We start from the raw sequence: 25,681 nt of genomic DNA on the forward strand, positions 1-25,681 counted from the left end.
ACGTGCCGGTTCCGGCCCGGGCGGCGGCCGTCACGGGTGTAGCTTCGCGCCGGATGCGCGGGCGGGTCGGCCGCCGGCGCGACGAGTCCGTGGGAGCCCTTTCGTGCACGTGGTCGTCATGGGTTGCGGGCGGGTCGGTTCCGCCGTCGCCCGCCGGCTCGAACAGGTCGGTCACAGCGTCGCGGTGATCGACCAGGACCCCGCAGCCTTCCGCCGGCTGGGGCCGGACTTCGGCGGCCGGCAGGTCACCGGTCTGGGCTTCGACCGCCAGACCCTGCTGGACGCCGGCATCGACTCCGCCGGCGCCTTCGCCGCGGTCAGCAGCGGTGACAACTCGAACATCATCAGCGCCCGCGTGGCCCGCGAGACGTTCGGCGTCCAGCACGTCGTGGCCCGCATCTACGACTCCAAGCGGGCCGAGGTCTACGAGCGCATGGGCATCCCGAGCGTGGCCACCGTGCCCTGGACGGTGAACCGGCTCATCCGGGAACTGCTGTCGGTCAAGGTCAGCGAGCTGTGGCGCGAGCCCACCGGGAAGGTCTCGCTCATGCGCGTGACGGTCACCGAGACCTGGGTGGGCCGCCGGCTGGCGGACCTCGAGGCGGCCTCCGGTGCGCGGGCCGCGTGGCTGGTCCGCTTCGGCGAGTCCCAGCTGCCCACCCCCACGACGATCCTGCAGGACGGCGACCAGCTGGTCGTCGCCGTCACCGACGAGATCACCGCCCGAGTCCACGACGTCGTCGAGCGCGGCACCCAGGAGGGTGGGCACTGATGCGCGTCGCCATCGTGGGCGCCGGCGCCGTCGGCCGCTCCATCGCCGGCGAGCTGCTCGGCAACGGGCACACCGTCATGCTGATCGAGAAGGACCCCCGCAAGGTGCGCACCAAGTCGGTGCCCGGAGCCGAGTGGGTGCAGGCCGACGCGTGCGAGGTCTCCTCCCTCGAGGAGGCGCAGCTGGCCACCTGCGACGTCGTCGTGGCGGCCACCGGCGACGACAAGGCCAACCTCGTCGTCTCCCTGCTGGCCAAGACCGAGTTCGCCGTCAACCGCGTCGTCGCCCGCGTGAAGGACCCGCGCAACGAGTGGCTCTACACCGAGGCCTGGGGCGTCGACGTCGCCGTCTCCACCCCGCGGGTGCTCGCCGCGCTCGTCGAGGAGGCGGTCACCGTCGGCGACGTCGTCCGGCTGATGAGCTTCCGCAAGGGAGCCGCCAACCTGGTCGAGATCACCCTCGCCGAGGACACCCCCTGGGTGGGCCGGGCGCTGCGGGAGGTCCCCCTGCCCCGCGAGACGGTGCTGACCGCGATCCTGCGCGGCGAGCGGGTGATCACGCCGTCCCCGGACGAGCCGCTGGAGGCCGGGGACGAGCTGCTGTTCATCACCCACGGCGACGTGGAGGACGACCTCAAGGCCGTGCTCGCCCCCGCGGGCGGCGCGGGGATCTGACGCCGGGCGTCAGTCCGTGGGGCGCTCGTCCGGCTCCCCGGCCGGCGCGCCCGCCGCGCGGTGGCGGTGCAGGCGGGAGACCACCCACAGCGTCACCGCGACCTCCACGGCGGTGACCGGGACCCCGAGCAGCAGCGACACGATGCCCAGGTCGGTGGCGTCGCTGTCCTTGCTGCCCAGGTAGAGGTACCCCTGGACCCCGGCGCGCACGAGGAACACGGCGGCCCACAGCACCGTCAGCCAGCCGTATGCCCGCACCAGCCGCGGGTCCTCGCGCCAGGGCAGCTCCGGATCCGGGTCCGGCAGGGCCCGTCCGGTCGCCGGGTCGCGCTCGGTGCGGTGCGCGACGACGCGGGTGGCATCGACCCGGCCGCGCCATCCGGGGAACCCCGCCCCCGGAGCGGCCATGGCACCGAGGTGGCTGGGCGAGAGGAACTCGGCGACGACGCCGACCAGGGGACGGCGGAGCACCACGGACCCCAGGAGGACGACGGCGAGCGCCGCGTTGCGCAGGATGCCGGGGACGTAGAAGTCCCGCGCCTGGCCGGTGGCGGCGGCGATGGCGACGGCGACCCCGACGGCGAACAGGCCGCTCACCGCCTGCTGCACGCTCTCCCGGCGCACCAGCCGGAGCCCGAAGATCAGGACGGCGGCACCGAGGGCGGCCCAGATCCCGGTCCGGAGCCCGCCGATGCCGTTGGCCACGATGAACGCGATGGTGGGCACCGTCGCGTCGACCATGCCGCGCCAGCCCCCCAGCTGGTCGAGCACCATGTGCCGGTCGAAGACGATCGCCGGTTCCCCGGACCGTCCGTTCCCCGTCGCGCTCACGCGTCTCCCCCACGTGTGGCGGTCAGCAGGAACCCAGCTCGTACCAGGGGTTGTAGATGACCCGCTTGCCGTCGAAGGCGGCGAACCGGCCGCGCGCGGTGAGCGTGCGCCCGGGCACGATGCCCGGGATGCGCCGGCGGCCCAGCCAGACCAGCGTCACCGACCCGGAGCCGTCGAACAGTTCCGCCTCGAGCGTCGGCACCGTCTCCCGGGGGGTGTAGACCACCGACTTCAGCCGCCCGGTCACCGTCACGACGGCGCCCTTGCGGCAGGAGCTGAGGGGCTCGCAGCCGGCGCTCGCCGACTCCGCGCGCAGCTCCTCGGCATCGATCGTCTGCTCGTCGGCGGTCAGTCGCTGCAGGGTCCGCGACAGCCAGCCGACCGGACGGGTCTCGGTCACGGACCCAGCGTAGTGCTGCCCGGCGCGTGAGAGCCGCCCGTGCTCCCTCCGGCGGGGGGCGTCCGCGGCGCCGCCGCACCCGCGGGGCGGGCGGCCGCCTCCTGCTGCTGGGCGGCGACCCGCGCGGCGGCCTCCGCCGGCAGGGTCAGCGGCAGGGCCTCCCGGACGGGCATGGGCTCGCTCCCGCGGACGACGACGACGGCGCGGAAGGCCTCCTCCAGCTCCGCCGCGGCCTCGGGGCCGGCCGCCGCGGGCCCGCTGATGGTGCCGCGCAGGAACCAGCGCGGCCCGTCGACGCCGAGGAAACGGGCCGGACGGCGGGTGGGCTCGGGCGCGGGCTGCCCGGGCTGGGCCGGGGGCGCGGCGACGACGGTGCCCGCCAGTTCCGTGCCGAACGGCCCCTCGACCTCGCGCAGCGACGCGCCCTGGCCCGAGGCGGTCCGCGCGATGTCCGCGCGCACGTCGTCCCAGATGCCGGCGGCCCGTGGCGCCGCGAAGGCGGCGACCTGCAGGAGGGAGTCCCCGGAGCGCAGGGTCGCCCCGATCACCTGCTGCTGCTGGTTCAGGTCCACCCGCAGCTCCATGCCCGGGCGGGCGGGCAGGCGCAGCGCGCCGAGGTCCAGGCGGGTGATCCCGTCGTCGGGTGCGTCCGCGACGTCCCAGGGCCCGGTGGTCTCCTCGACGTCGCGCTCGCGCACCTGCGGCTCCGGCGGCACGCCGCGCTCCCGCAGACTGCGGTCGATCCGGTTGCGTCGTCGTCCGAACGGCATGTCAGCCCTGCTCCTCGTCCACCGTGGTGGGGAGCCCCGAGAAGCCCCCCGTCGAGCCGTGCCCGCCCGCCCCGCGCTCGCTGGCGGGAAGTTCCTCCACCGGCACGAAGCGGGCCCGCACCACCGGTTGCACGACCAGCTGCGCGATGCGGTCGCCGCGGCGGAGGGTCAGCGCGTGCGTCGGGTCGTGGTTGACCAGGATCACCTTGATCTCACCGCGGTAGCCGGCGTCGATGGTTCCCGGCGCGTTCACCACCCCGAGGCCGTGCCGGGCGGCCAACCCCGACCGCGGGTGGACGAAGCCGGCGTAGCCCTCCGGGATGGCCACCGCCACGCCCGTGCCGACGACGGCGCGCTGCAGCGGGGCCAGCTCGACGTCCTCGGTGAGGGTGAGATCGGCGCCGGCATCGCCGGGCAGCGCGTAGCGCGGCACGGTGCCCTCGGCGGACAGCAGGGAGACCGGCACGTCCAGGCCGGACGGGGGGAGGTCGGGCACGTCGGCGACCCTATAAGCACCGTCGGGCTCAGGCTCCGCCGCGCAGTTCCCGGAGCACGCGCGCCGCCAGCGTCTCGGTGGCCCGCCGGTTCCCCCGGCCGGCCAGCGCGGCGCCGAGCAGGAACGGAGCCGTCGTCGGCACGTTCCTGACCAGCCGCCGGCCCACGCCCCTCTGCACGGCGCGCAGCCCCGCGGCGCCGAGCACCGAGGCCAGGCCGGTGGAGCTCGCGGCCGGGCGGTGCGCCGACCAGCTGCCCAGGTAGGCGGCGCCGCGTGCCCGTGCGTCGCCCGGCGCGGGTCGGCCGTGCAGCTCGTGCAGCTCGCCGATCAGCACGATCTCGACCGCGGCGGCGAGGACGGTCTCCACGCCCAGCTCGAGCGGGACGGCCAGCAGGGAGGCCGGGGCGGACCGGTGCGCCGCCGCGAGCCCGCCGGTCGCCGCACCGATGCGGGACGTCGCTCGTGCCGCCCGGTCGACCAGAGCGGTGGCGATCTCGTCATCCGATGCGCCGGGGTGGGCGGCCCGCAGCCGCGCCGCGTCGCGGACCGGAAGCCGCGGCACGACCGCCGCCAGCAGGTCGTCGAGGAGCGCGCCCGCGGGACGTCCCGGATCGGCTGCCGGAGCGTCGGCCGGCCCGCCGGCGGTCGGGGCGCCACCGAGGGCCGCGCCGACCGCGGTGGCGACCGCGCCCAGCGCGTCGCGGAGACCGGCACCGGTCGACCGCCCCGTCGTCCCGTCGGCCTGGGGTCCGGACGCGCCCCCGGCCATGGCGGCCACGGCCTCGGCGACGGCACGCGCCGCCCGCCCCAGCCCGCTGTCCTCCGTCGGGGCCGGGGTGGGTGCGACCGGGCGCGGCGGAGGGACGTCGCGGGGCGCAGCGGTGCGCGCCGAGTGCTCACTCACCGACGTCCCCCTTCGGTCATGGCCCCGTCCCGGGTCCCGCCCCGAGCTTGCCAAGGGGGTGGGGAGGACGGGGTCCTTCTGCTTTCAGGCGCAGTCGCGGCAGTACATGTCGTCGCCCTTGGTGGCGGCGAGCCGGCTGCGGTGCTGCACCAGGAAGCAGCGCGAGCAGGTGAACTCGTCCTCCTGCTTGGGCAGCACGCGGACGGTCAGCTCCTCGTTCGAGAGGTCCGCGCCGGGCAGCTCGAGGTTCTCGTTGAAGTCGGTCTCGTCGACGTCGACCGACGAGGACTGGGCCTCGGCACGGCGTGCCTTCAGCTCCTCGAGCGAGTCCTCGCCGAGCTCGTCGGCCTCGTTGCGGCGCGGGGCGTCGTAGTCGGTGGCCATGGGGTGCCCCTCCTCGGTTCTCGCGGGCGTCGAACCCGCTCTTCTGACGCGGTGCCGGGTGGGCTCCGTCGTCTCGGCCGGTCGCCGGTGGGCGATCGGTGTGTCTGTCGGCAGGAGCCCGCATGCGGGGCGTCCTGGTCCGTGCCGGTCGTCCCCTGCCCTCCTGGTGGACGGCGTTCGGGACCGGCAGCCGCCCAACGCCGTACGGGCCCGGTTTGTGCCCGCGGGGTCACGGGCGACACATCGGGCGCACGGACGGGCGTCCGGGCGGCGGAGCGCCAGAGGTTACCCTGCCGCCGTGGCGACTCCCGTGGGTGCTGATCCGACCGTCGTGGGCCCCTACCTGGCGCGTGCGCTGGGCGATCAGCGGTGGCGGGAGGTGACCGTCGAGCTCATCGCCGCCGGCATGTCCAACCTCACGTACGTGGTGACCCCGCAGGGCGGCTCCCCGGACGACGCCGTGATCCTCCGGCGGCCGCCCACGGGCGCGGTCCTGGCCACGGCGCACGACATGGCGCGGGAGCACCGGGTGATCTCCGCTCTCGACGGCACCGCCGTGCCGGTGCCGCGCACGCTGCACATGTGCACCGACGAGTCGGTTCTCGGCGCGCCCTTCTACGTCATGGAGCGGGTCGTCGGCATCCACGCCGTCAACGCGTTCCCGCCCGGGTACGCCGACGAGCCCGAGCAGCGGCGCGCCATCGGCGAGGGGCTCATCGACGTCCTGGCCGACCTGCACTCGGTCGACTACGAGGCCGTGGGGCTGGCCGACTTCGGCCGGCCGGAAGGGTTCGCCGCCCGCCAGGTGCGCCGCTGGACCAAGCAGTGGGACGCCACCCGCGACCGGGACCGGCCCGAGCTCGACGCGCTGGCCGCCCGGCTGGCCGAGACGGTCCCGGCCACGCAGCGGTCGAGCATCGTGCACGGCGACTACCGGCTGGACAACTGCCTGCTCGACCCGACCGCGCCGGGTCGCATCCGCGCCGTCCTGGACTGGGAGATGTCGACGCTCGGCGACCCGCTGACCGACATCGGAATGATGTTCGTCTACTGGCCGCAGGCCGGTGAGGACCGCGCCTCGACGCAGAGCGCGCTGACCACGCTGCCCGGTTTCCCGACCCGCCTCGAGGCGGCGGAGCGCTACGCCCAGCGCACCGGGGTGGACCTGGCCGACCTCAACTGGTACGTCGGCTTCGCCTTCTTCAAGTTCGCCGCGATCATCGCCGGCATCGTCGCCCGCTCGGCCGCCGGCGCCATGGCCGGCAAGAACACCAGCGGGTACGCCGAGCGCATCGATCCGGTGGTGGAGCTGGGACGCGCCGCGCTCGAGGACGGTGCGATCTAGCCGGCCGGTCCGGCTCTAAGCTCCCTCGCGTGACGACGTTGCGCACCGAACGCCCGACGGTGCGCGCACGCAGCGGGCGTCGGCCCCTGCCGCCGATCATCTTCCTGCTGGTGCTCGCCCTGATCGCGGGGGGCGTCTGGTGGAACGTCTTCCACCAGGACGCCGAGCTGCAGGCCGAGCAGGACGCCGCCTGCGCCGAGGCCGAGGCGGCGCCCCACGCCCTGGACCCCGCCACCGTGTCCGTGCGCGTCTACAACGCCTCCGACCAGGGCGGCCTCGCCCAGTCCGTCGCGGACGACCTCGGCGCCCGTGGTTTCACCATCGCCGAGGTCGCCAACGACCCCACCAACCGGGAGGTCACCGGCGTGGGCGAGGTGCGGCACGGCGTCAGCGGGAAGTCCACCGCCGCCTTCCTGGCGCTGTACCTCCCCGGAGCCGGCCTCTGGCAGGACGTCCGCTCCACCCAGCAGGTCGACCTCGTCCTGGGCCCGGAGTTCGTGATCGGCGAGAGCCTGGCCACCGACGACGTCGTCGACGCCGCCCTGGCCGAGGCAGACGAGGCCGCCGCCGCCTGCTGACGGCCGCGGCGCTCAGGCCCGGTGCAGCTCGCCGAGCAGGGCGAGGAGGTCGTCGGCGATCCCGGGCGCCGCGGCGACGACCAGCGGCTCGCCGAAGGCCCGGCCGGGCAGCCCGCCCAGCACCAGGCCCGCCTCGGCCGCGACGAGCGCACCCGCTGCGTGGTCCCACGGCTCCAGACCGGTCTCGTAGTAGGCGTCCACCCGTCCCGCGGCGGCCGCGCAGAGCTCCAGCGCCGCGCTGCCGTGCCGGCGGATGTCCCGCACCCGCGGCAGCAGGGCGGCCACGACCGCGCCCTGCGCGCGCCGCTGCTCGACCCGGTACCCGAACCCGGTCGCGACCAGGCTCAGCCCCAGCGACGACGCCCGGCTGCCGGTCAGCCGGACCGGTGCGTCCTCCCCCGGTGCCGACCGGAAGGCGCCCCCGCCCGCCACGGCCGTGAACAGCTCGCCGGTGGCGGCGTTGAGGACCACGCCCGCGACCACGGCGCCGTCGACCTCCGCGGCGATGGAGACGGCGTAGGCGGGCAGGTCGTAGAGGAAGTTCACCGTGCCGTCGATCGGGTCGACGATCCAGCGCACGCCGGTGGTACCGGGCCGCTGCGCCCCCTCCTCCCCCAGCACCCCGTCGTCGGGCCGGGCACCGAGCAGGCGCCCCACGACGAGGTGCTCGCTCGCGGCGTCCACGGCCGTGACGACGTCCACGGGGCTGGACTTGACGGCGACGTCGTCCCCCGCCGTGGCCCGCCCGCGCCGGACGAGCTCGGCGGCCTCGCGAGCGGTGGCCACGGCCAGCTCCAGCAGGGATGCGGCGTCCGGGGGCGCGGTCATGCACCGATCCTCCCCGCTCGCACACACCCCGGCCCCGTCGCAGGGACCCGGCGCGTGCGGAGCGCGTGTTGGGGGGCGACGGGGCCCTCTTACTAACCTGGACGGATGCAGGGCTTCGGTGTGGACATCGGCGGCAGTGGCATCAAGGGATGCCTGGTGGACCTCGAGAAGGGGCAGCTCGTCGGAGAGCGGTTGCGGATCGAGACCCCGCAGCCCGCCCTGCCCGAACCGGTGTACGACGCCGTCGGGCAGATCGTGGCGCACTTCGGCTGGACCGATCGCCTCGGTGTGACCTTCCCCGGCGTCATGAAGCAGGGGGTGGCGCACACCGCCGCCAACGTCGACCGGAGCTGGATCGGCACCGACGTCGACGCCGGCCTCGACGCGCGGATCCCCGGCACGGTGGAGACCCTCAACGACGCCGACGCCGCCGGCATCGCCGAGATGCGCTACGGCGCCGGCCGCGACCGCGACGGCGTCGTCCTGATGCTCACGTTCGGCACCGGCATCGGCAGCGCGCTGTTCGTCGACGGCCGGCTGGTGCCCAACACCGAGTTCGGCCACATCCAGGTCGACGGCGAGGACGGCGAGCGGCGCGCGGCCGCGTCGGCCCGGGAGCGGGAGGAGCTGAGCTACCCGGAGTGGGCCGCGCGGGTCGACCGCTACCTCGACGTCCTGGAGGCCGGCCTCTGGCCGGACCTGATCATCGTCGGCGGCGGGGTCAGCAAGAAGGCGCACAAGTGGGTGCCGCTGCTGACCACCCGGACCCCGGTCGTGCCGGCGGAGCTGCAGAACGACGCCGGCATCGTGGGCGCGGCCCTGGCGGCCCACGAACGCCCGGACGGGGCCAGCGCCTAGCCGGAGCGGGCGCTCCCCGCGGGCACCGGCCGCAGCAGGTGCAAAGGGCGGTGTCATCGCCGGTGGCCGTCGTTACAATGGCGGTGCCCCAGCCCGCCGCCCTCCAGCCGAGAGGGATCCCCTGCACCCAGCGCGGTCAAACCCGCACGGGCCCGCCGGGACTCCCCGAAGGTCGAGGGCGGGAGGCGGAGCCGCTACCCGAGGACCAGACGGTCCCCTGGCGTACGTCCCAGCACGGGAAGGAACCTGAGTGCCCGCCGACCAGCCAGCACCGGAAGCAGCCGACGCGAGCACCGCCAGGCGCTCCAGGACGGTCGCCGCCGGTTCCCGCGCCCCGAGGGCCACCGCCGCGGTTCCCGAGAGCACCGGCACGGCGGCCCCGGCGAAGAAGGCCGCAGGCAAGAAGGCGCCCGCCAAGGGCCGGACGAAGCCGGCGATCACGCCGTCCACCGCCGCCGGCGAGGGAGCCGTACTGGCCGCCGTGGCGGTCGACGGCACCACCGTCGCGGTGGTCGACGGCGGGTCCGAGGGCCTCAAGCTCGACGAGACGGTCATGACGGGCAAGGACGGCGTCGAGGTCGCCCCCGTCGAGGACGAGGCCGCCGCCGAGCCCGGCACGGACTTCGAGTGGGACGAGGAGGAGGAGTCCGAGGCGCTGCGGCAGGCCCGCAAGGACGCCGAGCTCACCGCCTCCGCCGACTCGGTCCGCGCCTACCTCAAGCAGATCGGCAAGGTCGCGCTGCTCAACGCCGAGGAGGAGGTCGACCTCGCCAAGCGGATCGAGGCCGGGCTCTACGGCTCCGAGCGGCTGCGCCAGGTCGAGGAGGAGGGCATCAAGCTCTCCCCGCAGATGCGCCGCGACCTCAACTGGATCGTCCGGGACGGCGAGCGCGCCAAGAACCACCTGCTGGAGGCCAACCTCCGCCTCGTCGTCTCGCTGGCCAAGCGCTACACCGGCCGCGGCATGGCCTTCCTGGACCTCATCCAGGAGGGCAACCTCGGGCTCATCCGCGCGGTCGAGAAGTTCGACTACACCAAGGGCTACAAGTTCTCGACCTACGCCACCTGGTGGATCCGCCAGGCGATCACCCGCGCGATGGCCGACCAGGCCCGGACGATCCGCATCCCCGTGCACATGGTCGAGGTCATCAACAAGCTCGGCCGCATCCAGCGCGAGCTGCTCCAGGACCTGGGCCGCGAGCCCACGCCGGAGGAGCTGGCCAAGGAGATGGACATCACCCCGGAGAAGGTGCTGGAGATCCAGCAGTACGCCCGGGAGCCGATCAGCCTCGACCAGACCATCGGCGACGAGGGCGACAGCCAGCTCGGCGACTTCATCGAGGACTCCGAGGCCGTCGTCGCAGTCGACGCGGTCAGCTTCACCCTCATGCAGGACCAGCTGACCAGCGTGCTGCAGACGCTGTCGGAGCGGGAGGCCGGCGTGGTCCGCCTGCGCTTCGGCCTCACCGACGGCCAGCCGCGCACGCTGGACGAGATCGGGCAGGTCTACGGCGTGACGCGCGAGCGCATCCGGCAGATCGAGTCGAAGACGATGAGCAAGCTGCGGCACCCCAGTCGCTCCCAGGTGCTGCGCGACTACCTCGACTGAAAGAGGACCCCGGAGCTGCGCCCCCGGTGGCTCGCGCCGGTCCCGGAGGACCGACCCGGAAGGGGGGACTCCGGGTTAGGCCCTCATGCCGCGGGTAGACGGCGTAGCGTGGGGGTCGTCAGAACAGCAGCGGACCCACGGCCGCACCGGTCACCCGACCGGGACGGCGCGCGAGACCAGCACGTGCACGACCGGTACCACCCCAGTGACGTCCCCTGCTGAACCCGTTCCACCGCCCGGCACATCACGGACTCATCTCATTCGGCGAGTCCGTGTTCGCCGGCAGCGGAGCGGGAACACGAGGGGCCATCCTGGCGCTGTGCAGGAGGCCGATCCGCAGCCGCGGGTCCGTGCGGTAGAGAGCGAGTGATGAGCCAGATGACCCAGACGCTGACGACGACCCCGCCCACCGATGACCTCGTCGTTCCCTTCCACTGCGATCGCTGTGGTGCTCTGGCCAAGGTGCGGGTCGTACTCGCCAGTGGCAGCGACCTCGTCTTCTGCGGGCACCACGCACGTGAGTACGAGAGCAAGCTCCGAGACATCGCCGTCGACATCATCGACACCGAGGGCGAGCAGCACGTAACTGCGTGAGAGAACCGCTATCGTCGCGCCCGCGATGACAGCCTCACCCGACGACGCCGCCGGCTCCTCCCTACCGCCCCGAGCGGAGGGAGGACCGGCGGCTCCGTCGTTCCCGGGCACCCCCGGTACACGGCGACCGGAGGAATCCCCCATGCCCCAGCCCCCCGGGCACGACGAGACCGTGCGGATGCGCAGCGACGGGACCGACAACCGGCCCCCCGTCGAGGCGTCGCGCCCGACGCCCGCCGAGGCCGACACGCCCGGAGCGCAGAACTCTTTCCCGGACTCCTTCCCGGCCGACGGCGAGGTCGACGACACCCGGCCGGTTCCCCGCGACTGGCTCAGCGGCGCGCCGGAGGGCGACGACGTCGAGACCACCGGGTCCGTGGAGCCGGCGGAGACCACCGCGTACGTGGAACCCGTCGAGACCACGGCCTACGTGGAGCCCGTGGGGACCACCGCGTACGTGGAGCCGGTCCAGGCTCCGGCCGCGCCCGACGACGACGTCCCGCCCGCCTCCTCGGCCACCGGCGTCCTGCCCGGGACGGGCGCCGGTGACGGCGGCGAGGGGCCTCCTCCCCCCTGGGTCGACGACGCGCAGGGCTCGCCCTGGTGGCGCCGGCGGGCCCTGCTCGTGCCCGCCGGGGCCGTCGCGGTGCTGGCCGCCGTCTACGGCGTCGACCTGCTCCTCTCGTCCGGTGACGTGCCCCGGTCCACCGTGGTCGCCGGCGTCGAGATCGGCGGCCTCTCCCCCGCCGCCGCGGCCGACAAGCTCGAGACCGAGCTCGGCGACCGGGTGGCGGCCGACCGCCCCGTGGTCGCCGACGACGTGGAGGGCGTCTTCTCCCCCACGCGTGCCGGCGTCCGCCTGGACGCCGAGGGCACCGTCGCCGCGGCCGACGACCAGCCGCTGAACCCCTGGACCCGCATCAGCACGTTCTTCTCCGACCGCGAGGTCGAGCCGGTCATCGCCGTCGACGAGTCCGCCGTGGCCGACGAGCTCGGCTCCTTCGACGCCCAGCTGGCCACCTTCGCGGAGCAGGTCGACCGCGCGCCGGTCGACGCCACCATCGCCATCGAGGGCACCACGGCGAGCGTCGTGGCCCCCGCCGACGGACGGACGCTGGACCGCGAGGGCGCCCGGAACGCGATCACCGGCGCCCTGACCGACGAGCCGGACGGCGCGAGTTCCCTCGAACTGCCCGTGGAGGTCGACCCCGTCGACGTCGAGGCGGCCGAGGCCGAACGCGTGCTCACCGAGACGGTCGAGCCCGCCCTCGCCGCGCCGGTCGCGGTGACCGGCGGCACCGGCGGTGCCACCGCCGAGGTGCCGGCCGCCGCCATCGCGGCGTCGCTCACGTTCACCCCGACCGAGGACGGCGAGCTGCAGGTCGGCATCGACCCGGCGGAGCTGCAGACCGCCCTGGGCGACGAGCTGGCGGTGTTCGGCACCCCGGCCAAGGACGCGAGCTTCGAGGTCTCCGGGGGCACCGTCCGCGTCGTGCCCTCGGTGGACGGGACGGGCATCGACCCCGCCCACCTGGTCGAGCAGCTGCTGCCCGTGCTGGACGACCCGGCGCCGCGGTCGGTGACCGCCGAGCCGGGGCCGGTGCCGGCCGAGCTGACCACCCAGGAGGCCGAGGCGCTGGGCATCCGCGAGGAGATCAGCAGCTTCACGACCACCATCAGCAATCCGCGCAGCGGCGAGAACATCCGCGTGGTGGCCGCCGAGGTGGACGGCGCGCTGGTGCTGCCCGGAGAGACGTTCAGCCTGAACACCTTCACCGGCCCCCGCGGGACGGCGCAGGGCTACGTCCCGGCCACGGTCATCAGCGGTGGCGAGCTGTCGACTGCGGTGGGCGGCGGCATCAGCCAGTTCGCCACCACGATGTTCAACGCGGTGTTCTTCGCCGGCCTCGAGGACGTCTTCCACAAGCCGCACAGCTTCTACATCAGCCGCTACCCGGCCGGCCGGGAGGCGACGGTCTACGAGGGCGCGATCGACCTCCAGTGGAAGAACGACAGCGAGACCGGCGTCTACGTCGACACGCGCTGGACGCCCAGCTCTCTCACCGTCACCTTCTACGGCACCAAGCGCTACGAGATCGAGTCGATCAGCAGCGAGCGGCGGAACCCGAGGACGCCGGCCGTGATCGAGAAGGTCGACGACGGCGACTGCATCCCGCAGTCCGGCGTGCCCGGCTTCGACATCACGGTGACCCGGGTGTTCAAGGACCTGGCGACGGGCGCGGAGATCAAGCGGGAGGACTTCCGGACCCGCTACAACGCCGAGGCGGTCATCAACTGCGTGCCGAAGCCCGAGGGTCCCGGCGGGCCACCCGCGTCGCCGTCTCCCCGTCCGGAGGGCACGGCGCCGTCCGGCGCTCCCGCACCCGGTGGTCGCCCCGGGGACCGTCGGCCCGCCGGCCGGCGGGTGCGCTGACCGGATCACCCGGGGGGGGCGATCGGGAGCGGGCACCCGCCCCCGACGGTCGGCGCGACGTGCACACTGACCGGATGAGCACCGTCCTGCCCGGCGACCCGCCGGCGCAGGCCGGGGAGGTCGAGGGGACGGCTGCCACCGGCGGTCCACCGGCCGGCGAACCGGACGACGGCGCGCGATCGACCGGCGCCGAGGACGGGCACCGCGGCCGGCTGGACTCCTGGCCGGCGTTCGTCCGCACACCGCTGCAGGTGCTGGGCCGCACGCTGGCCAAGGCCTGGCAGGACCGCATCCTGGGGTTGTCCGGCGAGGCGGCGTTCTGGCAGATCCTCTCGGTCCCCCCGCTGCTCATCGGGCTGCTCGGCTCGCTGGGCTACCTCGGCGCGTTCATCGGCGCCGACGCCGTGCGCCAGATCGAGGACGACCTGCTCAGCGCCTCGGCGGAGGTGCTCACCCCCGACGTCGTCGACTCGCTGGTCGCCCCGACGCTGAACGACATCCTGGGCGCCGGCCGGCTCGACGTCGTCAGCCTGGGTTTCCTGCTGTCGCTGTGGGCCGGGTCGTCGGCGACGGCGACGTTCATGAACACGATCGTCATCGCCTACGACCAGCGCGACGTCCGGGGCCCGATCCGCACCCGGCTCAAGGCGCTGTGGCTGTTCATCGTGGGCATGGTGATCGCCGTCCTGACCCTGCCGCTGCTGGTGCTCGGCCGCGGCGTGCTGGTCGCGCTGCTGCCCCCGAGCTGGCAGCCGGTGGCCACCGTGCTGATCGACGGCATCTACTGGCCGCTGGTGATCATCGGGCTGCTGCTCGCCCTGACCAGCTTCTACAACGTGGTGCTGCCCAACCGCCTGCCGTGGAGCCGCCACCTGCCCGGCGCGATGCTGGCGCTCGGCTTCTTCATGGTGGCCGCCCTGGTGCTGCGGACCTACGTCGCCGACGTCCTCACCGCGGCCCTGCCGTACGGGGCCCTGGCCGCACCCATCGGCATCCTGCTGTTCTGCTTCTTCTTCGGGATGGCCGTCCTGCTGGGCGCCGAGCTGAACGCCACGATCCAGGCCCGCTGGCCGGCTCCGCTGCGCCGCCACGAACGCCGTCGGCGGGCCCGGCGCGAGGCCAAGCTGGCCGCCGAGGCCCGCCGCCTCGGACGGTGACTAGTCCTTTTTGAGCTGGTTGTAGACCTCCTTGCAGGCCGGGCATACCGGGCTGCCGGGCTTGGGGGTCTTGGTGACCGGGAAGACCTCTCCGCACAGCGCCTCGACCATGGTGCCCATGACGGCACTCTCGGCGATCTTGTTCTTGCGCACGTAGTGGAAGACCTCGTTGGCGCTGCCGGTGTCGGCGTCGCGGACGTCCGGCCGCTCGAGGATGTCGCTGCTGCTCACTGGAACTCCTTCGGGTCTGCGTTCGCGGTCGCGACCCGGTGCCCGGGCGCCGCCGCGCCGCACCCATGATGACAGGCGCCGAACGTGACCATTCCGTGATCGACAGCCCGATCGGGTGCATCTAGGTTAGGCGAGCCTCACCTCACCGAATCCTGTCGGCCGCCCTTCCGGCGCTGCCCGGCACCATGCTGGAAGGACACCATGCACCGCGCACCACGTCTGGTCGCTCTCGCCGCGGCCACGCTGCTGGCCGGCGGGCTCGCCGCCTGCTCCGACTCCTCCGACACCGAGGAGGCGGGCTCCGGCGACTTCTCGCCGATCACCATCGAGCACGCCCTCGGCACCACCACCATCGAGTCGAAGCCCGAGCGCGTCGCCACGGTGGCCTGGGCGAACCACGAGGTGCCCCTGGCCCTCGGCGTCGTGCCCGTGGGCATGGCGGCGGCCAACTTCGGTGACGACGACGGCGACGGCGTGCTCCCGTGGGTGGCCGAGCGGCTCGAGGAGCTCGACGCCGAGACCCCGGTGCTGTTCGACGAGACCGACGGCATCGACTTCGAGGCCGTCGCGGACACCGAGCCCGACGTCATCCTCGCCGGCTACTCCGGGCTGACCCAGGAGGACTACGACACGCTCAGCGAGATCGCCCCGGTCGTCGCCTACCCCGAGGGCCCGTGGGCCACGTCGTGGCGCGACATGATCGAGACGAACGCCGCAGGCATGGGCCTGGCGGAGGAGGGCGAGCAACTCGTCGCCGACCTGGAGAAGGAGATCGACGACACCGTCGCGGAGCACCCCCAGCTCGCCGGCACCAACGCGATGTTCATGACGCACGTCGACACGACCGACCTCAGCGAGGTCAGCTACTACACGCCGTTCGACACCCGCGCCGCCTTCTTCGAGGACCTCGGCCTGGCCACCCCGGCCAGCATCGCCGACGCCTCGACGGAGGCCGACCAGTTCTCCGGCACGATCAGCGCCGAGCAGATCGACACGCTGGACGACGTCGAGCTCATCGTGACCTACGGGGACCAGGAGCTGGTGGACGCGCTGAACGCCGACCCGCTGCTCGCGCAGATGCCCGCCGTGAAGAACGGCGCCATCGTGCTGCTCCCGGACACGCCGCTCGGCACCGCCGCGAACCCCACGCCGCTGGCGATCTCGTGGGTGCTCGAGGACTACGTGTCCATGCTGGCCGAGGCCGCCGGCAAGGCCTCCTGACCCGTCGGCTGTGACGTTCCTCCCGTGACCTCGGTCCTTCCCGTCCCGACCCCGGACGCCGCCACCCGGCGACGTCCGGGGTCGGGCCGGCTCCTCTGGCTGCTCGTCGTCCTGGCGGTCCTCGCCCTGCTCTCGGTCGCCTCGGTGGCGATCGGCTCGCGGGGCGTCGGCTGGTCCGACATCTGGTCCGCCCTCGGCGGGTCGTCGGAGACCATCGAGGAGGCCGCGGTCACCAAGCGGATCCCCCGCACGGTCCTCGCCGTCCTCGTCGGTTCGGCGCTCGGGCTCGCCGGCGCGGTCATGCAGGGCGTCACCCGCAACCCGCTGGCCGACCCCGGCGTGCTCGGGATCAACATGGGCGCCTCGCTCGCGGTGGTCGCCGGCCTCGCCTGGTTCGGCCTGTTCACCGCCACGAGCCGGATCTTCGTGGCCGTCGCCGGCGCGGCCCTGGCCGCGGTCTTCGTCTACGCGGTCGGCGCGCTGGGTCGCGGCGGACCGACACCGCTCAAGCTGGCGCTCGCCGGCGCGGCCACCTCGGCGGCGCTGACCTCGTTCATCACCGCCATCGCCCTCCCCCGCGGCGACATCGCCGCCAACGTGCAGTCCTTCCAGGTCGGCGGCGTGGGCGGAGCCACCTTCGACAACCTCACCCCCGTGCTGCCGTTCCTCGCGGTGGGCCTGGTCATCAGCCTGCTGTCCGCCCGCGGCCTCAACTCCCTGGCCCTCGGCGACGAGCTGGCCGCGGGGCTTGGCGAGCGCGTGGCCGTCGCCCGCGGCGTAGCCGCCCTCGGCTCGGTGCTGCTCTGCGGTGCGGCGACCGCGGTGGCCGGACCGATCTGGTTCGTGGGGCTGGTCGTCCCGCACCTGTGCCGGCTCCTCGTGGGGGTCGACCACCGCTGGCTGCTGCCGTTCTCGGCGCTGGCCGGCGCCTCGCTGCTCGTCGCCTCCGACGTCATCGGCCGCATCGTCGCCCGCCCCTCGGAGCTCGACGTCGGCATCATCACCGCCCTCGTGGGCGCACCGTTCTTCATCGCGGTGGTCCGCAGGCAGCGGGTGCGCGAGCTGTGACCGCCCTCCTCCCCGCGCCGGCCGCCGACGTCGACGCGGTCGCCCGCAACCGGGTCCGCCGGGCGTCGCGGCGCCGCGTCGTCGTCACGGTCCTGGCGGTGCTCGTCGTCGTCACCTTCGTCACCACGCTCATGGTCGGGCGGACGTTCTACCCGCTGGGCGACGTCGTCCGCGTGGTGCTGGGCGAGCGCGTGCCTGGCGCCTCCTTCACGGTCGGCCGGCTGCGGCTCCCCCGCGGGGTCCTCGCCGTCGTCGCCGGCCTGTGCTTCGGCCTGGGCGGCGTCACCTTCCAGACGATGCTCCGGAACCCGCTGGCCAGCCCCGACGTCATCGGCATCAGCTCCGGCGCCAGCGCGGCGGCCGTCGTCGGCATCGTGATCTTCTCGCTCGACGGCACGGCGGTCTCCACGATCGCGGTGGCCGCGGCCCTGGGCGTGGCCGTGCTCATCTACGGCCTGGCCTTCAAGGGCGGTGTCGCGGGGACCCGTCTGATCCTCATCGGCATCGGCGTCGGCGCCATGCTCACCAGCGTCATCAACTACGTGCTGACCAAGGCCGGCCAGTGGGACTACCAGGAGGCCCTGCGCTGGCTGACGGGCAGCCTGAACGGCACCACCTGGACGGCGGTGCTCCCCGCGCTGGTCGCCCTGCTGGTGCTGGCCCCGGTGCTGCTCGGCCAGGCGAAGAACCTCTCCGCGCTGCAGCTGGGCGACGACGCCGCGGCCGCGCTGGGCGTCCGGGTGGAGCGCACCCGGCTGATCGCGATCGTCACCGCCGTCGGCCTGGTCGCGTTCGCCACGGCCGCGTGCGGGCCCATCGCGTTCGTGTCGTTCCTCGCCGGGCCGATCGCCGCGCGCATCGTGGGGCCGCACGGCTCCCTGCTCGTCCCCGCCGCACTGGTCGGGGCACTGCTCGTGCTGGTCGCCGACCTGGTCGGGCAGTTCGCCTTCGACACCCGCTTCCCGGTCGGGGTCGTCACCGGGGTGCTCGGGGCGCCGTACCTGATCTACCTGATCATCCGCACCAACCGGGCCGGAGGCTCACTATGACGGCGACCCACACGCTCACGGCCCAGGACCTGACGCTCGGGTACGGCGAGCGCACCGTCATCGAGGGGCTCGACCTGGCCGTGCCCGCGGGCGCGATCACCGCCATCGTCGGGGCCAACGCCTCGGGCAAGTCCACGCTGCTGCGCTCGATGTCGCGGCTGCTGGCGCCCCGGGCGGGGCAGGTGCTGCTGGACGGCAGGGCGGTGCACCGCATGCCGGCCAAGGAGCTGGCCCGGACGCTCGGCCTGCTGCCGCAGTCGCCGCTCGCCCCGGAGGGCATCACGGTCGCCGACCTCGTCGGGCGCGGCCGGCACCCGCACCAGGGCATCTTCTCCCGCTGGAGCCGGGAGGACGACGCCGCGGTGGCCGCTGCGCTCGAGGCGACGCAGACGACGGAGCTCGCCGAGCGCGCCGTCGACGAGCTCTCCGGCGGCCAGCGCCAGCGGGTGTGGATCGCGATGGCGCTGGCCCAGCAGACCGACCTGCTGCTGCTGGACGAGCCGACGACGTTCCTCGACGTCAGCCACCAGATCGAGGTCCTCGACCTGCTCACCGACCTCAACCGCCGGCGCGGGACGACGATCGTCATGGTCCTGCACGACCTCAACCTCGCGGCCCGCTACGCCGACCACCTGGTGGCGCTGGAGTCCGGCCGGATCCACGCGGCCGGGGACCCGTCGGCCGTGCTGACCGAGGACTGCGTGCGCGCGGTGTTCGGCCTGGACAGCCGGGTGATCGTCGACCCCGTCTCGGGCAAGCCGCTCATGCTGCCGATCGGTCGGCACCACGCCGAGGCGCCCGTGCCCGCCGAGGCTTGAGCAGGGCCCGAGCCGGGCGGGTCAGCCCTCGATGACGCGGTGCGGGCGGCTCTCCAGCTGCCGGTCCGGCCGCGCCACGTAGCGGTTGACGTCCTGCCGCTTCTTCGGCGGCCGGTCGTTGGCCATGATCACCGCGAACCAGGGCAGGATCGTGCCGAGGACGGCGAGGATGATCATCAGCCAGACGGTCTGGTAGAAGACCGCGGCGAACAGCAGGCAGACGGTGCGCACCAGCATGGTGATCACGTAGCGCTTCTTGCGCGCGGCGTGCTGGTCGACCTGGCTGACCTGGGCCTCGGTGATGAGCACCGGTTCGGCCCGTCGTGGCCGCGGGTTCTGCTGGCTGGTGGCCACGGGTGTCCATCCCTCCGCTGCCCGGTGCACCGGGGGCGAGCGCCCCGGCACAGCCCCGGATCCGCGCCCCATGGTGCCACCGCGGAGCGGGGTCGTGCAGGCGTCGCCTGTGACACCGGCGACCACCCGCCTCACACCGCGCGCCCGGGTCGTCACGGGCCGCCGCGTCGGGTAGGACTGGACCGGCCCGCCGCGGCACGCCGGTGCCGGGCGCACGGCCTCGCGACGGGAGGAACCGATGTCCGGTCCGCAGGTGGACGCCGATGGGCGGGTGGTCGTCGGCGTCGACGGCTCGGCGTCCTCGATGCAGGCCGCCGTCCACGGCGCGGAGTGCGCCCGGCGCCGGGGGGTGGGCCTGCTGCTGGTGCACGTGACCCCGTACGGGAGCGGCGAGGAGGCGCGCCCGATGGCCGACCGCGAGGTGCGGGAGCGGTACGGGCAGAGCGCCGCCCGCCTGGTGCAGGCCGCCGCCGACCACGTCCGAGAGGCGACCGGTTCCGCCGACGTCACGGCGTCGGTGGTCGAGGACCATCCCGTCGACGGGCTGCTGGCGCTCTCCGCCGACGCCGTCGTCCTGGTCACCGGGCGCCGGGGCACGGGCGGGCTACCGGGCCTGATCCTGGGCTCCACGGCCGGCGCGCTGGTCCAGCACGCGCTCTGCCCCGTCATCGCACTGCCCGACGAGACCGTGGTGGACGGCGCAGCGCCGTCGGTGGTGGTCGGCGTGGAGGGACGCCCCGGCGACGAGCAGGTCCTGGCCTTCGCGGTCGCCGAGGCCGCCGCCCGTTCCGTCGTCCTCCGGGCCGTGCACGCCTGGCGCGACGTCCCGCTGGAGAGCGCCGTCGGCGGGTTCGGGCCCCTCATCGACTGGAGCGTCGTGGAGGCACAGGAGCGGGAGCTGCTGGCCGAGGCGGTCGCACCCTGGCGTCGCGACGCACCCGACGTCCGGATCGAGGAGGAGGTGCTGCGCGACGGCCCCGCGACCGCGTTGCTCGGCGCCTCGGCCGGGGCCGAGCTGCTCGTCGTCGGCCACCGGCACCGCAGCCGGCTCGCCCGCCTGGGGTCGACCACCCACGGCGTCCTGCACCGGGCGGCCGCCCCCATCGCGGTGGTCCCGATCCTGCCCTGACCGGTCAGGCCTGCGCGGCCCGCTCCTGCTTCGCGGCGGCCTTCTGCTCCTGCTTGAACCGGCGGACCTCGGCCAGGGACTCCGGCCCGGTGATGTCGGCGACCGAGCGGTGCGCGCCCTCCTCGCCGTACGCGCCGGCCGCCTCGCGCCAGCCCGGCGGGGTGACGCCGTACTGCTTGCCGAGCAGCGCGAGGAAGATCGACGCCTTCTGCACACCGAAGCCCGGGAGCTCCTTCAGCCGGCGCAACAGCGTCCGCCCGTCCGGGGCGTCGCCCCACAGATTCTCCGCGCGCCCGTCGTACCGCTCGACCAGCAGCCGGCACAGCTCCTGCGTGCGACCGGCCATCGAGCCGGGGTAGCGGTGCAGCGCCGGCGGCCCCTGGAAGACGCGGGTCAGCTCGTCGGGGTCGGCCCCGGCCAGGTGCGCGGCGTCCAGGGCGTCCACGCCGAGGCGGTCGGCCAGCAGGCGCGGCGCGGCGAAGGCGCGCTCCATGGGGAACTGCTGGTCGAGCAGCATCCCGATCAGCAGCGCGAGCGGGTCTCTTCCGAGCAGTTCGTCGGCGGCGTCGTCCTGGGCTATGCGGAGGGTCGGCACACCGGTGATCGTGCCGCATGTACTCGCGGCGACCTCACCTCATATGGCGTGGACCATGAAGTACGCCTGGGCTCCTTCGCACCCCTTCGGGAGGCGGGCGACATCACCAGCGCGCACGGTGACCCCTCCCGTGAGCACGACATCTCCGTCAACGGTGACAGCGTGACCGAATCCCTCCAGGGAGGAGTCGCCCTCGCGCCACGTGAAGTCCGTGGGGAACACCGGTACGACCTGCGCGCCGTCGACACCTTCGACGACGAGGCATCCGTCGATCAGGCGGAGTGTCCCGGCCAGCCGCGCCTGCTCACCGGTACCCCAGTCCCCCGTCCGCTCGTAGGCGGCCGCCGGTGAGCCTGCATCAGGTGGCAGAGCCGATTCATCGGCCGCCGGGGGCACGGAGGAGCACGCGGAGAGCGTCCCGGCGGCGGCAACAGCCAGGAGGAAACCCGCCGGGACCTTCGTCAGTTGCATGCGCGGAGGATGGCGGCGCGCCCATACGCCCGCAAGGGTCCCATCGGGACTTGACCGAGACTCCGTCGAGAAACTCCGAGGTCTGTGCACTCCCCGCGGTTAGGGGTTAGGCACTGTGCTGGTCGAGCAGCATCCCGACGAGCAGGGCGAGCGGGTCGCGGCCGAGCAGCTCGTCGGCGGCGGCCTCCTGGGCGATGCGGAGTGCTGGCACGGCACGCAGTCTGCCGCACCGGGCGCCGGCCGACCCTGGCTCCGCGGCCGGGGCGGTCGGGCCCGCCGCGGACCGCAGGTCATGCCGTGCCGGCGGACCACCGCACGCCCCGGGCCTCACACCCTGGTGTTGCGCTTGACCCATCCGTAGGCCGCGGTGGCGACGAACAGGACCGCGCCGACGACGAGGAGCCAGAACAACCCCTCGACGACCGCGCCGACGACGGCGAGCGCCAGCCAGATGACGAGCAGCAGGACGATGAAGCCGAGCATGTGCGTACCTCCGTGGTGGGTGAGTCCTCAACCGGGGTCATCCGACCGTCATGCGCGCCGGGCGTCCACGGCACCCGACGGCTGGCCCTCGGCACCCCCGCAGGATGCGCAGCAACTTTCTTGACTCCCTCAAGGGAAGCGCGACAGGATGCGTGCGTGCCCGACCCCGTGGAGCTCGAGCGCGATCTGCGCGGCGTCGGCCTGCGCGTCACCCGCCCGCGCCTCGCGGTGCTGGACGCGGTGCACGCCCATCCGCACCTCGACACCGAGGCGCTCATCGGGGCCGCGCGCACCCGCCTGGACGCCATCTCCCACCAGGCCGTCTACGACGTCCTCCGGGTGCTCACCGACACCGGCCTCGTCCGCCGCATCCAGCCGCAGGGGTCGGTCGCCCGGTACGAGGCCCGCGTGGGCGACAACCACCACCACCTGGTGTGCCGCGACTGCGGCGTCATCGTCGACGTGGACTGCGCCGTCGGGGCGGCCCCCTGCCTCACGCCGTCCGACGACGCCGGGTTCGACGTCGACGAGGCCGAGGTCGTCTTCTGGGGCCGCTGCCCTGCGTGCACGGCCGCCTGACCTCCCGAGAACTCCCCCTCCCCCGCCCGAGACCAGAGAGGCCCACCGTGAAGGACGAGACCAACAAGGTCGAGACCGACAGCACCAGCGAGAGCGAGAACCCGGCGATCCCGTCGCCGAAGCAGGTGACCAGCGGCCGGCCGCGGAGCAACCGGGACTGGTGGCCGAACCAGGTCGACCTCTCGGTGCTCAACAAGCCCTCGAAGGACTCCGACCCCCTCGGCGACTCGGACTACCGGACGGAGTTCGCCAAGCTCGACGTCGACCAGCTCAAGCGCGACGTCGCCGAGGTCATGCGCACGTCGCAGGACTGGTGGCCCGCCGACTGGGGGCACTACGGCCCGCTGTTCATCCGCATGTCCTGGCACGCGGCCGGCACCTACCGGATCGCCGACGGCCGCGGTGGCGGCGGGGAGGGCGGTCAGCGCTTCGCCCCGCTGAACAGCTGGCCGGACAACGCCAACCTGGACAAGGCCCGCCGCCTGCTGCTGCCGATCAAGCAGAAGTACGGCCGCACGCTGTCCTGGGCCGACCTGCTGGTGCTCGCCGGCAACGTCGCGCACGACGACATGGGCCTGAAGACGTTCGGCTTCGCCTTCGGCCGCGAGGACTCGTGGCAGCCCCAGGAGGTCTTCTGGGGTCCCGAGGACACCTGGCTCGGTGACGAGCGCTACGCCGACCAGGCCCCCCTCGACCTGGAGGAGGGCCACCTCGCCGCCGTCACCATGGGCCTGATCTACGTCAACCCCGAGGGCCCGAAGGGACAGCCGGACCCGGTCGCCTCCGGCCACGACATCCGCGTGACCTTCAGCCGCATGGGCATGACCGACGAGGAGACCGTCGCCCTCATCGCGGGCGGCCACACCTTCGGCAAGACCCATGGCGCGGGCAACCCCGAGCTGGTCGGCCCGGAGCCGGAGGGCTGCCCGGTGCACGGCAACGGCCTGGGCTGGATCAGCCAGCACGGCACCGGCAAGGGCGCCGACACGATCACCAGCGGCCTGGAGGGCGCCTGGACGCCGACGCCGACGCAGTGGGACAACTCCTACTGGGACACCCTGTTCGGCTTCGAGTGGGAGCTGACCGAGAGCCCCGCCGGCGCGAAGCAGTGGCAGCCGAAGAACCCCGAGGCCCAGGAGCTCGTCCCCGACGCGCACATCGAGGGCAAGAAGAACCCGCCGATGATGGCGACCACCGACCTCGCCCTGATCATGGACCCGGGGTTCCGCGCGATGTCTGAGCGCTTCCGCGACGACCCCGAGTACTTCGCCGACCAGTACGCCCGCGCCTGGTTCAAGCTGCTGCACCGCGACATGGGCCCGAAGAGCCGCTACCTGGGCCCCGACGTCCCGGCCGAGGAGCTCATCTGGCAGGACCCGGTGCCCGCCGTCGACCACGAGCTCGTCGGCGACGCGGAGATCGCGGACCTCAAGCAGCGCCTGCTGTCCTCCGGGCTCACGGTGCCGCAGCTGGTGCACACGGCCTGGTCGGCGGCGGCCTCCTACCGCGGCACGGACAAGCGCGGTGGCGCCAACGGCGCCCGGATCCGCCTGGAGCCGCAGATCAACTGGGCGGCCAACGAGGGCGTCCGGGATGTGCTGCCGGTGCTCGAGCGGGTGAAGGCGGAGTTCGAGCAGACCGGCAAGAAGATCTCGCTCGCCGACCTCATCGTGCTCGGCGGCACCGCGGCGGTGGAGAAGGCCGCGGCGGACGCCGGCGTCCAGGTGACCGTGCCCTTCCACCCGGGCCGGACCGATGCCTCGCAGGAGCAGACCGACGTCGACAACTTCCGCTGGCTCGAGACGCGGGCCGACGGCTTCCGCAACTGGATCGCGCCGGGCAGCAAGCTCGAGCCGGAGACGCTCCTGGTCGACAAGGCCTACATGCTCGAGCTCACCGCCAAGGAGATGACCCTCCTCGTCGGCGGCCTCCGGGTCCTGGGCGCGAACACCGGCGGGGCGCCGCACGGCGTCTTCACCGACCGCCCGGGCGTGCTGTCGCAGGACTTCTTCCGCAACCTCCTGGACCTCGGCATCTCCTGGCGCACCTCGGCCGCCACGGAGGGCGTCTACGAGGGCCTGGACGCGCAGGGCAACGTGGTGCGGACGGCCACCGCCGCGGACCTGGTGTTCAACTCGAACTCGATCCTGCGCGGCATCGTCGAGGTCTACTCGGCGGACGACGCCCAGGAGAAGTTCGTGCGTGACTTCGCCGACGCGTGGGTCAAGGTCATGGAGCTGGACCGCTTCGACCTGCGGTAGCCACGGTCACCCGGACGCCCCGGTTCGCCCCGTGCGGACCGGGGCATCCGCGTGACCAGGCGCGCCCGGGCCGAGCCAGCCCGGGCGCCCGCGACCCGGATCAGGCCCACCACGAGGATGTGTCCGTGCGCGCAGTCGTGACCAGGGTCGATTCAGCCGCTGTAGCGGTCGAGGGCGCCGTGGTCGGCGAGATCGGGCGAGGGTTGCTGTCACTGGTCGGAGTCGGCCGGGCGGACGACGCCGACGCCGCCCGCCTGCTGGCGCGGAAGATCCACGAGCTGCGCATCTTCCCGGGCGACGACGGCACGGTCTCCGCCGCCGACCTCGGGCTCCCCGTGCTGGTCGTCAGCCAGTTCACGCTCTACGCCGACACCCGCAAGGGTCGGCGCCCCTCCTGGTCGGAGGCCGCACCCGGCGAGGTCGCCGAACCCCTGGTCGACGAGCTGGTGGCGGAGCTGCGCCGCCGCGGGTGCACGGTGGCCACGGGAGTGTTCGGTGCGCGGATGCAGGTGTCCTCGGTCAACGACGGCCCGATGACCTTGCTGCTGGAGGTCTGAGCCCCGATCCCCGGGGGTAGGACGCGTGAGCGACAACACTCCCTGTCGGTTGGCTGTGAACCGGGGATCCGTGGAACACGCGCCCCGGTCCGGACCGTTGTGCAGGGCGTACCACATCGGACAGAAGAGCAACGGGGACGGTCCGGACGACCCGGGACCCCCATCGACGCCCCGGATGGCATCACCGCCGCGCCAGCGACGACCGGCGGATGCATCCGAATCGAAGGCAAG

The 25,681-nt window shown here is 73.7% G+C and carries 29 protein-coding genes; 17 read left to right on the plus strand and 12 right to left on the minus strand.

What is annotated here, in order from left to right:
- Window positions 1–103: 103 nt before the first annotated feature.
- On the plus strand, window positions 104–772 hold the full coding sequence (locus BLS70_RS01745; RefSeq protein ID WP_091763777.1) for a potassium channel family protein: 669 nt from the start codon (window positions 104–106) through the stop codon (window positions 770–772).
- Window positions 772–1,446, plus strand: coding sequence for a potassium channel family protein (locus BLS70_RS01750; protein WP_091763778.1), 675 nt, complete (start codon window positions 772–774; stop codon window positions 1,444–1,446). Before BLS70_RS01745 ends, BLS70_RS01750 begins: the two co-directional genes overlap by 1 nt.
- A gap of 9 nt (window positions 1,447–1,455) precedes the next feature.
- Here BLS70_RS01750 and BLS70_RS01755 read toward each other — a convergent pair whose 3' ends face one another.
- The 6 genes from BLS70_RS01755 to BLS70_RS01780 all read right to left on the minus strand — a co-directional run bounded on the left by BLS70_RS01755 (window position 1,456) and on the right by BLS70_RS01780 (window position 5,231).
- Window positions 1,456–2,277: a DUF3159 domain-containing protein gene (locus BLS70_RS01755; RefSeq protein ID WP_255362166.1), complete on the minus strand. Its 822-nt coding sequence runs from the start codon at window positions 2,275–2,277 to the stop codon at window positions 1,456–1,458.
- Window positions 2,278–2,299: 22 nt separating this feature from the next.
- Window positions 2,300–2,677: an OB-fold nucleic acid binding domain-containing protein gene (locus BLS70_RS01760; protein WP_091763779.1), complete on the minus strand. Its 378-nt coding sequence runs from the start codon at window positions 2,675–2,677 to the stop codon at window positions 2,300–2,302.
- A complete protein-coding gene (locus BLS70_RS01765; protein WP_091763780.1) occupies window positions 2,674–3,447 on the minus strand; it encodes a DUF3710 domain-containing protein in 774 nt (257 codons plus the stop codon). Before BLS70_RS01765 ends, BLS70_RS01760 begins: the two co-directional genes overlap by 4 nt.
- Before the next feature lies 1 nt (window position 3,448).
- Window positions 3,449–3,943: a dUTP diphosphatase gene (gene dut, locus BLS70_RS01770; protein WP_176946233.1), complete on the minus strand. Its 495-nt coding sequence runs from the start codon at window positions 3,941–3,943 to the stop codon at window positions 3,449–3,451.
- A gap of 28 nt (window positions 3,944–3,971) precedes the next feature.
- Entirely contained in the window at window positions 3,972–4,847 is an 876-nt protein-coding gene (locus tag BLS70_RS01775) for a hypothetical protein (RefSeq protein WP_091763781.1), read from the minus strand.
- 84 nt (window positions 4,848–4,931) lie between these two features.
- A complete protein-coding gene (locus tag BLS70_RS01780) occupies window positions 4,932–5,231 on the minus strand; it encodes a DUF4193 domain-containing protein (protein ID WP_091763782.1) in 300 nt (99 codons plus the stop codon).
- Between the two features lie 298 nt (window positions 5,232–5,529).
- Between BLS70_RS01780 and BLS70_RS01785 the strand changes: the two genes are divergently transcribed.
- Window positions 5,530–6,576: a phosphotransferase family protein gene (locus BLS70_RS01785; protein ID WP_091763783.1), complete on the plus strand. Its 1,047-nt coding sequence runs from the start codon at window positions 5,530–5,532 to the stop codon at window positions 6,574–6,576.
- A gap of 29 nt (window positions 6,577–6,605) precedes the next feature.
- The gene (locus BLS70_RS01790) at window positions 6,606–7,154 is read left to right on the plus strand and encodes a LytR C-terminal domain-containing protein (protein ID WP_091763784.1); all 549 of its coding nucleotides are present in this window, start codon (window positions 6,606–6,608) and stop codon (window positions 7,152–7,154) included.
- A 12-nt stretch (window positions 7,155–7,166) separates the two neighbouring features.
- Here the strand turns inward: BLS70_RS01790 and BLS70_RS01795 are convergent, their stop codons facing one another.
- The gene (locus BLS70_RS01795) at window positions 7,167–7,982 is read right to left on the minus strand and encodes an inositol monophosphatase family protein (RefSeq protein ID WP_091763785.1); all 816 of its coding nucleotides are present in this window, start codon (window positions 7,980–7,982) and stop codon (window positions 7,167–7,169) included.
- Window positions 7,983–8,087: 105 nt separating this feature from the next.
- Here BLS70_RS01795 and ppgK point away from each other — a divergent pair, with 105 nt between their 5' ends.
- The 5 genes from ppgK to BLS70_RS01820 all read left to right on the plus strand — a co-directional run bounded on the left by ppgK (window position 8,088) and on the right by BLS70_RS01820 (window position 14,634).
- Window positions 8,088–8,840 carry a polyphosphate--glucose phosphotransferase gene (gene ppgK, locus BLS70_RS01800; RefSeq protein WP_091763786.1) on the plus strand — a complete coding sequence of 251 codons (753 nt, stop codon included), beginning with the start codon at window positions 8,088–8,090 and terminating at the stop codon, window positions 8,838–8,840.
- 250 nt (window positions 8,841–9,090) lie between these two features.
- The gene (locus BLS70_RS01805) at window positions 9,091–10,449 is read left to right on the plus strand and encodes an RNA polymerase sigma factor (protein ID WP_091763787.1); all 1,359 of its coding nucleotides are present in this window, start codon (window positions 9,091–9,093) and stop codon (window positions 10,447–10,449) included.
- 369 nt (window positions 10,450–10,818) lie between these two features.
- The gene (locus BLS70_RS01810) at window positions 10,819–11,043 is read left to right on the plus strand and encodes a DUF7455 domain-containing protein (RefSeq protein WP_091764134.1); all 225 of its coding nucleotides are present in this window, start codon (window positions 10,819–10,821) and stop codon (window positions 11,041–11,043) included.
- Between the two features lie 142 nt (window positions 11,044–11,185).
- Entirely contained in the window at window positions 11,186–13,477 is a 2,292-nt protein-coding gene (locus BLS70_RS01815; protein WP_091763788.1) for a VanW family protein, read from the plus strand.
- Window positions 13,478–13,551: 74 nt separating this feature from the next.
- On the plus strand, window positions 13,552–14,634 hold the full coding sequence (locus tag BLS70_RS01820) for a YihY/virulence factor BrkB family protein (protein WP_091763789.1): 1,083 nt from the start codon (window positions 13,552–13,554) through the stop codon (window positions 14,632–14,634).
- Here the strand turns inward: BLS70_RS01820 and BLS70_RS01825 are convergent, their stop codons facing one another.
- Complete coding sequence (locus BLS70_RS01825; protein ID WP_091763790.1) at window positions 14,635–14,865, minus strand: DUF3039 domain-containing protein; 231 nt, start codon at window positions 14,863–14,865, stop codon at window positions 14,635–14,637.
- A 201-nt stretch (window positions 14,866–15,066) separates the two neighbouring features.
- Here BLS70_RS01825 and BLS70_RS01830 point away from each other — a divergent pair, with 201 nt between their 5' ends.
- The 4 genes from BLS70_RS01830 to BLS70_RS01845 are packed head-to-tail and all read left to right on the plus strand — an operon-like array spanning window position 15,067 to window position 19,021.
- On the plus strand, window positions 15,067–16,086 hold the full coding sequence (locus BLS70_RS01830; RefSeq protein ID WP_091763791.1) for an iron-siderophore ABC transporter substrate-binding protein: 1,020 nt from the start codon (window positions 15,067–15,069) through the stop codon (window positions 16,084–16,086).
- 24 nt (window positions 16,087–16,110) lie between these two features.
- Window positions 16,111–17,154, plus strand: coding sequence for a FecCD family ABC transporter permease (locus tag BLS70_RS01835; protein WP_091763792.1), 1,044 nt, complete (start codon window positions 16,111–16,113; stop codon window positions 17,152–17,154).
- A complete protein-coding gene (locus BLS70_RS01840; RefSeq protein WP_091763793.1) occupies window positions 17,151–18,203 on the plus strand; it encodes a FecCD family ABC transporter permease in 1,053 nt (350 codons plus the stop codon). Before BLS70_RS01835 ends, BLS70_RS01840 begins: the two co-directional genes overlap by 4 nt.
- A complete protein-coding gene (locus BLS70_RS01845; protein WP_091763794.1) occupies window positions 18,200–19,021 on the plus strand; it encodes an ABC transporter ATP-binding protein in 822 nt (273 codons plus the stop codon). The genes BLS70_RS01840 and BLS70_RS01845 overlap by 4 nt, the downstream gene beginning before the upstream one ends.
- Window positions 19,022–19,042: 21 nt before the next feature.
- On the opposite strand, the gene BLS70_RS01850 is transcribed toward BLS70_RS01845, so the two are convergent.
- The gene (locus tag BLS70_RS01850; protein WP_218122233.1) at window positions 19,043–19,375 is read right to left on the minus strand and encodes a DUF3099 domain-containing protein; all 333 of its coding nucleotides are present in this window, start codon (window positions 19,373–19,375) and stop codon (window positions 19,043–19,045) included.
- 238 nt (window positions 19,376–19,613) lie between these two features.
- Here BLS70_RS01850 and BLS70_RS01855 point away from each other — a divergent pair, with 238 nt between their 5' ends.
- Window positions 19,614–20,504, plus strand: a complete 891-nt coding sequence (locus tag BLS70_RS01855; RefSeq protein WP_091763795.1) for a universal stress protein — start codon at window positions 19,614–19,616, stop codon at window positions 20,502–20,504.
- A gap of 4 nt (window positions 20,505–20,508) precedes the next feature.
- Here BLS70_RS01855 and BLS70_RS01860 read toward each other — a convergent pair whose 3' ends face one another.
- From BLS70_RS01860 to BLS70_RS20625, 3 genes are all read right to left on the minus strand, one after another.
- Window positions 20,509–21,099 (minus strand): HhH-GPD-type base excision DNA repair protein, encoded by a 591-nt coding sequence (locus BLS70_RS01860; protein WP_091763796.1) that lies wholly within the window; start codon window positions 21,097–21,099, stop codon window positions 20,509–20,511.
- A gap of 39 nt (window positions 21,100–21,138) precedes the next feature.
- Complete coding sequence (locus BLS70_RS01865) at window positions 21,139–21,570, minus strand: hypothetical protein (RefSeq protein WP_091763797.1); 432 nt, start codon at window positions 21,568–21,570, stop codon at window positions 21,139–21,141.
- 327 nt (window positions 21,571–21,897) lie between these two features.
- Complete coding sequence (locus BLS70_RS20625) at window positions 21,898–22,053, minus strand: hypothetical protein (RefSeq protein ID WP_176946234.1); 156 nt, start codon at window positions 22,051–22,053, stop codon at window positions 21,898–21,900.
- Window positions 22,054–22,209: 156 nt separating this feature from the next.
- Here BLS70_RS20625 and BLS70_RS01870 point away from each other — a divergent pair, with 156 nt between their 5' ends.
- The 3 genes from BLS70_RS01870 (at window position 22,210) to dtd (ending at window position 25,450) form a co-directional block, all read left to right on the plus strand.
- Complete coding sequence (locus BLS70_RS01870; protein ID WP_091763798.1) at window positions 22,210–22,632, plus strand: Fur family transcriptional regulator; 423 nt, start codon at window positions 22,210–22,212, stop codon at window positions 22,630–22,632.
- Window positions 22,633–22,679: 47 nt separating this feature from the next.
- The gene (gene katG / locus BLS70_RS01875) at window positions 22,680–24,893 is read left to right on the plus strand and encodes a catalase/peroxidase HPI (RefSeq protein ID WP_218122234.1); all 2,214 of its coding nucleotides are present in this window, start codon (window positions 22,680–22,682) and stop codon (window positions 24,891–24,893) included.
- A gap of 125 nt (window positions 24,894–25,018) precedes the next feature.
- Window positions 25,019–25,450: a D-aminoacyl-tRNA deacylase gene (gene dtd, locus BLS70_RS01880; protein WP_091764142.1), complete on the plus strand. Its 432-nt coding sequence runs from the start codon at window positions 25,019–25,021 to the stop codon at window positions 25,448–25,450.
- The last annotated feature ends 231 nt before the right edge of the window (window positions 25,451–25,681 follow it).

Origin of the sequence: Blastococcus aurantiacus (assembly GCF_900102425.1) — a bacterium.
In the GTDB taxonomy this organism is placed as follows: domain Bacteria; phylum Actinomycetota; class Actinomycetes; order Mycobacteriales; family Geodermatophilaceae; genus Blastococcus; species Blastococcus aurantiacus.

Bases quoted from the DNA above. Each gene is read 5' to 3' on its own strand.
- BLS70_RS20625 (WP_176946234.1), bottom strand. From the start codon at position 22,053: ATGCTCGGCTTCATCGTCCTGCTGCTCGTCATCTGGCTGGCGCTCGCC.
- BLS70_RS01855 (WP_091763795.1), top strand. From the start codon at position 19,614: ATGTCCGGTCCGCAGGTGGACGCCGATGGGCGGGTGGTCGTCGGCGTC.
- BLS70_RS01830 (WP_091763791.1), top strand. From the start codon at position 15,067: ATGCACCGCGCACCACGTCTGGTCGCTCTCGCCGCGGCCACGCTGCTG.
- BLS70_RS01765 (WP_091763780.1), bottom strand. From the start codon at position 3,447: ATGCCGTTCGGACGACGACGCAACCGGATCGACCGCAGTCTGCGGGAG.
- BLS70_RS01795 (WP_091763785.1), bottom strand. From the start codon at position 7,982: ATGACCGCGCCCCCGGACGCCGCATCCCTGCTGGAGCTGGCCGTGGCC.
- BLS70_RS01845 (WP_091763794.1), top strand. From the start codon at position 18,200: ATGACGGCGACCCACACGCTCACGGCCCAGGACCTGACGCTCGGGTAC.
- BLS70_RS01750 (WP_091763778.1), top strand. From the start codon at position 772: ATGCGCGTCGCCATCGTGGGCGCCGGCGCCGTCGGCCGCTCCATCGCC.
- BLS70_RS01820 (WP_091763789.1), top strand. From the start codon at position 13,552: ATGAGCACCGTCCTGCCCGGCGACCCGCCGGCGCAGGCCGGGGAGGTC.
- ppgK (WP_091763786.1), top strand. From the start codon at position 8,088: ATGCAGGGCTTCGGTGTGGACATCGGCGGCAGTGGCATCAAGGGATGC.
- BLS70_RS01815 (WP_091763788.1), top strand. From the start codon at position 11,186: ATGCCCCAGCCCCCCGGGCACGACGAGACCGTGCGGATGCGCAGCGAC.
- BLS70_RS01865 (WP_091763797.1), bottom strand. From the start codon at position 21,570: ATGCAACTGACGAAGGTCCCGGCGGGTTTCCTCCTGGCTGTTGCCGCC.
- BLS70_RS01810 (WP_091764134.1), top strand. From the start codon at position 10,819: ATGAGCCAGATGACCCAGACGCTGACGACGACCCCGCCCACCGATGAC.
- BLS70_RS01780 (WP_091763782.1), bottom strand. From the start codon at position 5,231: ATGGCCACCGACTACGACGCCCCGCGCCGCAACGAGGCCGACGAGCTC.